Here is a 9774-nt window from a genome sequence, read left to right as displayed (position 1 = left end):
ATCTGGGGTTGAGTTTACCTAAAATGCGCCAGCTTTTGCTTAAAAAAATGGGCGTAAATGAGGCATCTAATGCAGGTCAAGGAGCGGGGAACCGACGTAAAGCGCCAACGAAAGCTACACAACAAAGCAATTCTCAAGGGACGCCAACCTTAGACGGTTTAGCGCGTGATTTAACTAAATTGGCGCGGGAAAAACGCTTAGACCCTGTAGTAGGAAGAGATGGGGAAGTGCGACGTGTCGTTCAAATCTTGAGCCGTCGTACAAAAAATAATCCTGTGTTAGTTGGTGAACCCGGTGTAGGGAAAACGGCTATTGTTGAAGGTCTGGCGCAACGGATTATTACCGGAGATGTCCCAGAGGATATGCGAGAGAAACGATTGATGATGCTGGATATGGGTGCCTTAGTTGCTGGTACGAAATATCGTGGAGAATTTGAAGATCGCTTGAAAAAAGTGATTGATGAGATTTATCATGATGGACAAATCATTTTATTTATTGATGAATTGCATACATTAATCGGTGCTGGCGGAGCAGAAGGTGCTATTGATGCATCCAATATTTTAAAACCTGCGCTTGCTCGTGGAGAACTACAAACAATTGGTGCGACTACATTAGATGAGTATCAAAAATACATCGAAAAAGATTCTGCTTTAGAACGTCGTTTTGCTCGTGTACAAGTCGAGGAGCCTACACCGGAAGAAGCAGAGGAAATCTTGAAGGGGTTGCGACCTCGTTACGAAGAGCATCATGGGGTGGAAATCACGGATGAAGCATTGCACACAGCGGTGTCATTATCTGTACGATACATCAACTCACGTCAACTGCCAGATAAGGCCATTGATCTGATGGATGAATCTTCAGCTAAAGTACGGTTAGATTCTACGGATGAAGTATCCGAGTTAACAGAGCTTGAAGAAGAAGTTCAAGAATTGGTGATTGAAAAAGAGAAGGCGATCCAAAATCAAGATTTTGAATCAGCAGCTCGCCTGCGATTAAGGGAGAAACAATTATCTGAGACGTTAGAACAAGCGAAGGTCAAAGCCGCTAAGCAAGAGAATGGTTATATTGATCAGGTAACGGATGAGGATGTAGCAGCGGTGGTTTCTCAATGGACGGGTGTTCCATTACAACAACTAGAGAAAAAAGAAAGCCAACGTCTATTAGATTTAGAGAATGTTCTTCATAAACGTGTCGTTGGACAAGAAGAAGCGGTTAAGGCTATTTCTAGAGCTATCCGTCGGGCGCGTAGCGGATTGAAAGATCCAAATCGACCGATTGGCTCCTTTATGTTCTTAGGACCTACAGGGGTTGGTAAGACGGAGTTAGCAAAAGCATTAGCAGAGGCAATGTTTGGTAGTGAAGAAGCGTTGATTCGTGTCGATATGTCTGAATATATGGAAAAATACAGCACAAGCAGACTAATTGGGTCGCCTCCAGGGTATGTTGGTTATGAAGAAGGCGGGCAATTGACAGAAAAAATCCGTCAAAAACCTTACTCCGTTATTTTGCTGGATGAAGTAGAGAAAGCCCATCCCGATGTTTTTAATATTCTATTACAAGTCTTAGATGACGGTCATTTGACGGATTCTAAGGGCCGTAAAGTGGACTTCCGCAACACGATTTTAATTATGACATCAAATATTGGTGCGACAGAAATTCGTGAAGAGAAAAATGTTGGTTTTAATGTAAAGGATATTACAAAAGATCATCAAGCAATGGAAAAACGAATTTTGGAAGAATTGAAAAAAGCCTTTCGTCCAGAATTCTTGAACCGAATTGATGAAACAGTTGTCTTTAAATCATTGGACCAAGAACAAATTCACGAAATCGTGAAAATCATGAGTCGTTCTGTATTAGATCGCATGAAAGAACATGAGATCAAAGTAAAAATCACCCCTGCTGCTTATGATGTGATTGGAAAAGTTGGTTTTGATCCTGAATATGGGGCACGGCCAATCCGTCGAGCCTTGCAAAAGGAAATTGAAGATCGACTGGCAGAAGCATTGTTGTCAGGTCAAATTCAATTGGGCGACGCCGTTACGATCGGTGCTAGTAAGGGAAAGATCACACTGACTGTGAAGAACCCTAATGAAGAGAAAATACCAGAAAAAGTTTAAGAGCATAGAGGATAGCGCAGAGGCGTTATCCTCTTTTTTTATGGAGTCAGTTGGAAACTATTGAAAGCTATGATAGTATGAGAAAGTCTAAAAGGAGGATATACCATGATCGAATTAATTGCGACAGCAGAATCAATGGCGCAAGCTGAAGAATTGCTAGCTGCTGGCGTAGATACTTTATACATAGGGGAAGAAGCTTTTGGTTTGCGATTGCCGCATTCTTTTTCTCGTGAAGAACAACGAGCGTTGATTGAAATGGCCCATGCGCAAGGAAAAAAAGTGAATGTAGCAATAACTGGCATTATGCATCCAGATAAGATGAAAAAAATACCAGAATATTTAGCTTTTTTATCAGAGGTTGGACCGGATCACGTCGTTGTTGGCGATACGGGTGTCATTTATTTACTTCAAGAATATGATTTGCCTTATATCTATGACGCGGAAACATTAGTAACGAATGCAAGACAAATTAATTTTTGGCAGAAAAAAGGTGCTGTTGGGGCTATCCTCGCTCGCGAAGTTCCTTTTGAAGAGATGCAGCGTTTAAGTCAGCACGTGGATGTTCCTGTCGAAGTGCTTGTTTATGGCGCAACATGCATTCATCAATCCAAACGACCTTTGCTGGAAAATTATTTTAATTATACAAACCAAACAGAAGTTTCTTCAAAAGAACGGGGCCTGTTTATTTCAGAGCCGAAAAAAACGGAAACGCACTATTCTATTTATGAAGATCAGCATGGCACACATATTTTTGCGGACAATGATCTAAATTTGATTAAGGAATTGGCTGAATTAAATCAAGCGGGCTACCAGACCTGGAAATTGGACGGGTTGTTTACACCTGGCGCGGATTTTGTTGCGATTGCAAAAACATTTGCACATGCGAAAAAAGCGATTGAATCGGATTCTTGGGATGAAGCAGCGGCAACCGCTGCACAACAAGATATTCAAAAATATCATCCTGTTGGTCGAGGAATGGATACAGGTTTTTACCATTTAGACCCAACAGCGATTAAATAGGAGTAATAACAGCATGACAAAGAGAACTTTGAAACGTCCAGAGGTTTTAGCACCTGCTGGAACTTTGGAAAAATTGAAAACGGCGATTCACTATGGCGCAGATGCCGTGTATATTGGCGGAGATGCTTACGGCTTGCGCTCTCGAGCAGGCAACTTCTCATTTGAAGAAATGGAGGAAGGGGTAGCTTTTGCCAATCACTATGGGGCAAAAGTATATGTAGCTGCCAATATGGTGACGCACGAAGGAAATGAAGAAGGCGCGGGAGCATTTTTTAAGAAGCTGCGCGATATCGGCATCTCAGCAGTGATTATTTCTGATCCGGCGTTAATTGAGATTTGTGCCAGTGAAGCTCCAGGTCTAGAGATCCATTTATCGACTCAAGCGTCAGCAACAAATGCAGAAACATTGAAATTTTGGCAAAATGAAGGATTGGAACGTGTGGTCTTGGCGCGTGAAGTATCCATGGAAGAGCTGGCGGAAATTCGTCGCAATACAGACATTCAAATTGAAGCTTTCATTCATGGTGCAATGTGCATTTCCTATTCAGGTCGTTGCACGCTATCTAACCATATGTCGATGCGTGATGCCAACCGCGGCGGCTGTTCGCAATCGTGCCGCTGGAAATATGAATTGTTTGATATGCCGTTTGCACAAGAACATCGGTCACTGACAGAAAATGGAGACGTGACGGAAGAGTTTTCAATGAGCGCGGTAGATATGTCAATGATCGAGCATATCCCTGACTTGATTGAAAACGGTGTGGACAGCTTGAAGATTGAAGGGCGGATGAAATCCATCCATTATGTTTCCACAGTAGCGAATGTCTATAAGGCGGCTGTAGACAGCTACATTGCGGACCCGGAAAATTATGTCTGCAAACAAGAATGGATCGATGAATTATGGAAGGTCGCGCAACGGGAGTTGTCTACAGGATTTTATTATCATGTTCCCACAGAAAATGAACAGCTTTTTGGCCCGCGTCGAAAAATCCCTGTTTATAAATTTATCGGTGAAGTATTAAGCTATGATGAAAAGAGTGGTATTGCCACCGTACGTCAACGTAATCACTTTAGAGTAGGCGATGAAATTGAATTTTATGGGCCGAAATTCCATCATTTTGAACAAACAGTGACGGAAATGAAGAATGATGAGGGTGAAAGGATCGACCGAGCACCAAATCCTATGATGGTATTGACGATGCCTGTTGCTCAACCTGTACACCCAGGAGATATGATTCGTAAGAAAAAAGATTGAGAATTTCTCAGTCTTTTTTTAATGAATTTCTATCATCAGGGCAAAAAGTAAATCTTTTTTCCAAGAATGTATTAAAATGGATGTATTGAGTTTAAATTAATCAGGTCATTTTTTTTATTTACATAGTATAACTAAGCAATTCATGCTAACTAGGAGGCAGATGAATGAAAGAATATGATTACATTGTAGTTGGTGGCGGAAGCGGCGGTATCGCTTCGGCAAATCGTGCGGGGATGTACGGTGCAAAGGTACTGTTGATTGAGGGAAATAAAATTGGTGGAACGTGTGTCAACGTTGGCTGTGTTCCCAAAAAAGTAATGTGGCAGGCGAGCACGATGCTGGAAACGATCGAGCGAGATGCGTCTAGTTATGGTGTTCAAGCGGATGTCACAAAATTTGATTTTAAAGAGTTGGTTGAACGTCGCGAAAAGTATATTGACTTCTTACATGGGGCTTATTACCGTGGGTTGGATAGTAACCATGTTGAGCGAATCGAAGGGTATGCTACGTTTAAATCGGACCACATTGTTAGCGTTAATGGAACGGAGTATACGGCGGCTAATATTTTGATTGCCACTGGCGGGCGTCCGAGTCAAATGCAAATACCTGGTGGTGAATTTGCGATTGATTCCAATGGATTCTTTGAATTGACAGAACAACCGAAAGAAGTCGTTGTTCTAGGTGCAGGATATATTGCAGCAGAGCTGAGCGGCGTTTTGCAAGGGATGGGCACGCAAGTCCATTGGGCCTTTCGTCATCGTCGTCCGTTGCGAACATTCGATACTATGCTTGCAGATAATTTGGTCGAGATTTATCGCGACAATAAAATGAAGCTGTATGATCATCATGTAGCCAAAGAAATCAAACAAAATGCCGATCGAACATATACTGTGTATTTTGAGAACGGAAATACTTTAACAGGAGACAAGGTCTTGTTTGCTGGAGGGCGGTTGCCAAACACGGATAAATTAGGACTGGAAAATACATCGGTGACGTTAAACGAAAAAGGGTTTGTCATCGTCGATAAATTCCAAAATACAACGAGTGAAGGCGTTTATGCTGTTGGGGATGTGATTGGTAAGATTGACTTGACGCCAGTGGCGATTGCAGCAGGCCGTCGTTTGTCTGAACGAATCTTCAACGGTAAATCAGAAGAGTTTTTAGATTATGAAAATGTTCCAACGGTGATTTTTACACATCCAACGATCGCAACGATCGGGTTGACGGAAGAAGAGGCGATTAAGCGCCATGGAAAAGATACTATCAAGACGTACCACTCGCGTTTTACCCCAATGTATTTTGCGCTAAGCGAGTACCGTCAAAAGTGTGAGATGAAATTGATCTGTCTTGGTGAAGAAGAAAAAATCATCGGACTCCATGCTATTGGTATCGGTGTAGATGAGATGCTGCAGGGATTTGCTGTAGCTATTAAGATGGGTGCTACGAAGAAAGACTTTGATGATACAGTTGCGATTCACCCAACAGGCAGCGAAGAATTTGTGACTATGAGATAAATAAAAAAATGTGTCCGAATGGGCACATTTTTTTATTTAATCGAGCTTAAGCTGATCTCTCCAGAGGAAAGAGAAAGGTGTTCGTTTCCTAGATCAACGACTAATTCGCCAGTGTCAGTGATGGCAATCGCTGTTCCCAAATAGGTGCGGTCCTTGCGTTTAAACGTGACTTTTTTCCCAAGTACGAAAGATTTTTTTCGATAAGAAGCTAAATACGTGCTTGGTTCTGCTAGTAATTCAAAGAATCGATTCCAGATCAGGACAATCAACTGGTTTCGTGTCGCACTTGCCTCACCTGTTGGAAAGAGGGAGGTTGCTTTCTCTTGTAGTGCTGCAGGGTAGTTTTCTTGCGGAATTGAAAAATTGATCCCCATGCCGATAATGATATGCTTTAAGGAATTTGTTTCGATATCCGTCATTGCTTCTGAAAGAATCCCCGCTACTTTTTTATGATTCAAATAGATATCATTGACCCATTTGATCTGGCTGTCCACGCCTAATAATTCATCGATCGCTTCAGCCACGGCAACGGCCATTAAGAGGGTATATTGCGGCAGTTCTTGCAATTGCTCTTTTGGCTCCAATAACAAACTCATATAGATCCCTTGTTGTTTCGCTGCAAAAAAGGGGCGGTTGAAACGGCCGTGAGGAGCTTCTTGCATATCCGCGACGATCAATAGAGGCGTTTTTTTTCCTTCAACCACAGCCAGCTGCGCATCTTTCATTGTTGACGCCGAAGTTTCTAGCACAGATACTTTCATCGGAGGATAAATATTTTCCTGGATTTCTTTTGCATCCAAAATATCAGAAGGACGATACCGGTACCCATTGCCTAAGTGTTGGATTTGGTATCCTTTTTTTTCTAATTCTTTAATGGCTTTCCAAATCGCTGTGCGAGAGACGCCTAATTCTTGAGCCAACGATTCGCCAGATAACACAGCATTTTCAGCTTTTAAAAAGGCCAAGACTTTTTCTTTTGTTGCCAATCGAACACCTTCTTCCTTTTTCTATTCTGGGCTCAGTGTAACAAAAAAACAGGCTACATAAAAGTAGCCTGTCACAAAAGAAGGAAGTAAAGCATGTAATTTTTACCCTAATAATAACGCATCGTCTTTCAATTCGACACCCGAATTTTGATGGAAAAGTTCCATTAATTTTGGCACAGTCAGGTGTTTTTTTTCTTCTTGTTTCAAGTCTAATGCGATTTGACCTTGGTGGAGCATGATCAGACGGTTGCCGTATTGGATAGCATCTTCCATATTATGGGTAACCATGAAAGCCGTCAGTTCCTGCTCACGAATCAGGCGATCCGTCAATTCCATCACTGTCAGCGATGTTTTTGGATCTAGTGCAGCCGTATGTTCATCTAGTAAAATCAAATCAGGTCGTTGCAGGGTTGCCATCAATAGAGTAATCGCTTGGCGTTGTCCGCCGGAAAGCAAGCCGATCTCTGCATCAAGGCGATTTTCCAAATTTAGATTCAACATCGCTAATTGTTCTTGGAAAAAGCTGCGGTCTTTGCTTTTAACACCAAGAGAAAATCCACGCTTATGCCCACGTTTCATTGCTAAGGCTAAATTTTCTTCTACAGATAAGCGTACGGCAGTCCCCATCTTCGGGTCTTGGAAGACACGGCTGATTTTTTTTGAGCGTCGAGTCACGGAATGTTTCGTGATATCCTCTTCGTTTAAAAACATTTGGCCTTCTTCAATCGGCAACGTTCCTGCCACACTGTTTAGCAGGGTGGATTTACCGGCCCCGTTTCCGCCGATGATCGTCACGAATTCACCAGGGGCTAAACTTAAGTTGATGCCGCGCAAGACATGATTTTCATTGACTGTTCCACGTTCAAAATATTGATGAAGATTACTGATTCTTAGTACCGGTTGCATGGACGTCCGCCCCTTTCTTTTTGGATTTAATGGTAAATTTTGAGCGAATTTGCGGTAACGATAAGCAAATAACTAAAACGATCGCTGAAGCTAACTTAGAATCGGTCGGCTCCACATTCATTTCGAAAACCAATGCTAAGATGAAACGGTAAATAATAGCGCCGGCAACGATCGTGATCAAGCGAATAAAGATAGGCCTATTACGAAGCAGGACTTCTGCGATGATGATAGACGCTAATCCTATAACGATCGTCCCTACTCCTGAATTTAGATCAGCAAACCCGTTGTTTTGCGCGAGTAAGGCACCAGAAAGCGCGATGCTGCCGTTTGAAATCATGTACCCTAACAGCTTCATATTCTCGGTTTTGATTCCATTGGCCTCACTCATATCAGGATTGTCTCCTGTTGCTCGAACCGCTAAACCAATCTCTGTTCGGAAAAATAAAACCAATAGTAAAATAGCCAGCAGTACGATCACTAATCCTACTAAAATTACGGCATTATTTTTAGTCAATCCCATATTCTGAGCTGCGGTGAATACAGTATCTTCACCGAGCAATGCGATGTTTGGTGCGCCCATGACGCGAGACGTAATCGAATATAGCCCCGTCATAGTAATAATCCCGGCAAGCAGTGCAGGAATCTTAAATTTCGTATTTAAAATTCCTGTGACCAAGCCAGCCAACATCCCGCCGCCAAACGCAAGCAACGTAGCCACTACGGGATGCATTCCATTAACGATAGCGATGGCTGCGATCCCGCCGCCAAGGGGAAAACTACCCTCGGCAGTCAGATCGGCAATATCTAAAATTCGAAAAGTCATGTAGACCCCAATCGCAAGTAACGACCAGAGCATACCTTGTGACGTCGCTGATAATAACAGAGTGATAACATTCATGATTCTTCCTTCTTTCTTCGTCGAGCTATATTAAAGGGTGATTATTTCGGTTCTTTGATGCTGTTCGGATCGATTCCTAAAGCTTCAGCCATGTCTTTGTTAACGACTAATTTAAGGGAGTCTGCGGATTCAACAGGCGTATCTGCAGGTTTTGCATCGCCGTCTAAAATTTTAGCAGCCATTTTCCCGGTTTGTTTTCCGAGGGATTTGTAGTCGATCCCTACAGTTGCTAAGCCGCCGCCGTCAACTTGGTCTGTTGATCCAGCAACGAGCGGGATTTTCTTTTCTTTTACGACATTTCCAACCACCGGTGCTGCACTGGCGAAGGTATTGTCTGTAGGAACATAGATGCCGTCTGTTTCATTCGCTAAAGATTCCGTTACTTGTTGCACATCGTTGGTAGTATTTGCCGTTTTGACTTTTACTTCGACCCCAGCTTTTTTCAATGCCTTTTCAGCTAAGTCTGCTTGGATTTTTGAATTGGCTTCGCCGGCGTTATACATAATGCCAATTGATTTTGCATCAGGAACGATGGACAACAGCAAGTCGATTTGTTTGTCGATAGGGACCATGTCAGTTGTTCCTGTGACATTTCCGCCTGGTTTTTTATCGCTCTTCACGAGTTTTGCTTCTTTTAGATCCGTTACGGCTGTAACTGTGATCGGAATATCTTGTGTTGCATTCAAAAGCGATTGCGCGGCGGGAGTAGCAATCCCTAATAACAAATCTGCTTTATCTTTAACTAATTTTTCGCTCATACTTTTTAGATTGTCTTGATTGTTTTGGGCGTTTTGATATTCGATCTTCAAATTATCGCCTTCTTTATAGCCGCCTTCAGCCAGCCCTTCTTTGAAACCGTCGTACGCACTATCTAATGACGCGTGCTGTACCAACTGTAAAACACCCACGGTTTTCACATCATCGTTACTTGCTGCTTCTTTGTTGCCGCAAGCCCCCAACATCAATAAACTTACTAATCCAATTCCTGCTAATACTGTCTTTTTCATCATCTTTTCTCCTCTTTCGTTTTAAAGTTTTTCCTTTTCTCTAGGAAAAGGCCTCTGCTGCTCAAACTGTT

The 9774-nt window shown here is 42.5% G+C and carries 8 protein-coding genes (1 of these 8 running past the window's edge); 4 read left to right on the top strand and 4 right to left on the bottom strand.

All coding sequences use genetic code 11. The features are described from left to right. The 4 genes from IGI66_RS13625 to gor form a co-directional block, all read left to right on the top strand. Window positions 1-2117 carry the 3' portion of an ATP-dependent Clp protease ATP-binding subunit gene (locus tag IGI66_RS13625; protein WP_086306239.1) on the top strand. It extends 385 nt beyond the left edge of the window, so 2117 of the gene's 2502 nt are visible here — the last part of the coding sequence; its start codon lies off the left edge, out of view; the stop codon is at window positions 2115-2117. A gap of 105 nt (window positions 2118-2222) precedes the next feature. Further along, window positions 2223-3137 (top strand): peptidase U32 family protein, encoded by a 915-nt coding sequence (locus IGI66_RS13620; protein WP_086306240.1) that lies wholly within the window; start codon window positions 2223-2225, stop codon window positions 3135-3137. A gap of 13 nt (window positions 3138-3150) precedes the next feature. Further along, window positions 3151-4392: a peptidase U32 family protein gene (locus tag IGI66_RS13615; RefSeq protein ID WP_010779370.1), complete on the top strand. Its 1242-nt coding sequence runs from the start codon at window positions 3151-3153 to the stop codon at window positions 4390-4392. A gap of 164 nt (window positions 4393-4556) precedes the next feature. Next, complete coding sequence (gene gor, locus IGI66_RS13610) at window positions 4557-5906, top strand: glutathione-disulfide reductase (protein WP_438849259.1); 1350 nt, start codon at window positions 4557-4559, stop codon at window positions 5904-5906. A gap of 32 nt (window positions 5907-5938) precedes the next feature. Here the strand turns inward: gor and IGI66_RS13605 are convergent, their stop codons facing one another. From IGI66_RS13605 to IGI66_RS13590, 4 genes are all read right to left on the bottom strand, one after another. Further along, entirely contained in the window at window positions 5939-6892 is a 954-nt protein-coding gene (locus tag IGI66_RS13605; protein ID WP_438849258.1) for a biotin--[acetyl-CoA-carboxylase] ligase, read from the bottom strand. Between the two features lie 102 nt (window positions 6893-6994). Then, complete coding sequence (locus IGI66_RS13600; RefSeq protein ID WP_010779373.1) at window positions 6995-7798, bottom strand: ABC transporter ATP-binding protein; 804 nt, start codon at window positions 7796-7798, stop codon at window positions 6995-6997. After that, window positions 7773-8696, bottom strand: coding sequence for an ABC transporter permease (locus tag IGI66_RS13595; protein WP_010779374.1), 924 nt, complete (start codon window positions 8694-8696; stop codon window positions 7773-7775). Before IGI66_RS13595 ends, IGI66_RS13600 begins: the two co-directional genes overlap by 26 nt. A gap of 41 nt (window positions 8697-8737) precedes the next feature. Then, the gene (locus tag IGI66_RS13590; RefSeq protein ID WP_010779375.1) at window positions 8738-9703 is read right to left on the bottom strand and encodes an ABC transporter substrate-binding protein; all 966 of its coding nucleotides are present in this window, start codon (window positions 9701-9703) and stop codon (window positions 8738-8740) included. Window positions 9704-9774 lie beyond the last annotated feature (71 nt).

The organism is Enterococcus sp. AZ048, assembly GCF_051715125.1.
Lineage (GTDB): Bacteria > Bacillota > Bacilli > Lactobacillales > Enterococcaceae > Enterococcus_A > Enterococcus_A gilvus.
Note: the sequence above shows the minus strand (reverse complement) of the source record. Positions and strands in the feature narration are given on the sequence as shown.